This window comes from Streptomyces sp. HSW2009 (assembly GCF_040240285.1).
Lineage (GTDB): Bacteria > Actinomycetota > Actinomycetes > Streptomycetales > Streptomycetaceae > Streptomyces.
This window is the reverse complement of the sequence record NZ_JBEHZD010001030.1, coordinates 1-1,165: the sequence shown is the minus strand read 5'-3', so window position 1 is coordinate 1,165 and position 1,165 is coordinate 1. Positions and strand designations below refer to the sequence as shown.

1 protein-coding gene is annotated in these 1,165 nt (G+C 76.4%); it reads left to right on the top strand.

Annotated elements, in window-relative coordinates; genetic code table 11:
* Positions 1–77: 77 nt before the first annotated feature.
* The coding region (locus AAHZ94_RS34380; protein WP_349997600.1) for a helicase-related protein at positions 78–1,165 on the top strand (1,088 nt) is incomplete at its 3' end.

Below are 1,165 nucleotides of genomic sequence, written 5' to 3'. Positions count from 1 at the left end.
GGCCCCGGGCGCCGGGCGCGCGGGGGTGGGGGGCGGCGGCACGGCGCGGACGGGGGCCCGGGGCCGACGGCACGCCCGTGGCCAGCCGCCCGCCCACCGGGGGCGGCGGCACGACCCCAGCCGGCCAGGCCGAGCCCACGGCCGCCGACCACCCGCAGGGCCAGCCCGCCGACCACCCCCAGGACCACTCCGCCGCCCGGCCGGCCGAGGCCCCCGCACCGGGCGCCGCCGCCGAGCCGGTCGCCGCGCCGATCATCGAGGTCAGCGGCCGTACGTACCCGGTCGAGGTGCGCTACCGGCCGCTGCTCGAAGAGGGCGGCCAGGACGGCGACCGGGACCAGGTCACGGCCATCTGCGACGCGGTGGACGAACTCCAGCGCGAGGGGGAGGGCGACGTCCTCGTCTTCCTCTCCGGCGAGCGGGAGATCCGCGACACGGCCGACGCGCTGGAGAAGAAGAAGCTGCGGAACACGGAGATCCTGCCGCTGTACGCCCGCCTCTCGCACGCCGAGCAGCACCGCGTCTTCCAGCGGCACTCCGGCCGCCGGGTCGTACTCGCCACCAATGTGGCCGAGACCTCGCTGACCGTCCCCGGCATCCGGTACGTGATCGACCCGGGCACCGCCCGCATCTCCCGCTACAGCCACCGCACCAAGGTGCAGCGGCTGCCCATCGAGCCGATCTCGCAGGCCAGCGCCAACCAGCGGAAGGGCCGCTGCGGCCGGACCAGCGACGGCATCTGCATCCGGCTGTACTCCGAGGACGACTTCCTCACCCGCCCCGAGTTCACCGACGCCGAGATCCTGCGGACCAACCTCGCCTCGGTGATCTTGCAGATGACGGCGGCCGGGCTGGGCGACATCGAGCGGTTCCCGTTCATCGACCCGCCGGACCGGCGCAACATCAAGGACGGCATCGACCTGCTGCACGAGCTGGGCGCCATCGAGGCCCAGCGACCCGCGGCCGGCGCCGACGGCGACGGCGACGGCGGTACGGACGCCAGCGGCGCGCAGACCAGCGATCCGGACGCCGACGACGCCCCGGAATCCGACGACACCGACACCCGTGTCGAAGCCGAGACCCGAGCCGGTGCCGGTGCCGGCGCCGGAGCCGAGGGCGGCTCCCGCGGCGCCGGCCGGCCGCCCCGCCCCGCGGCGGGCGCGCC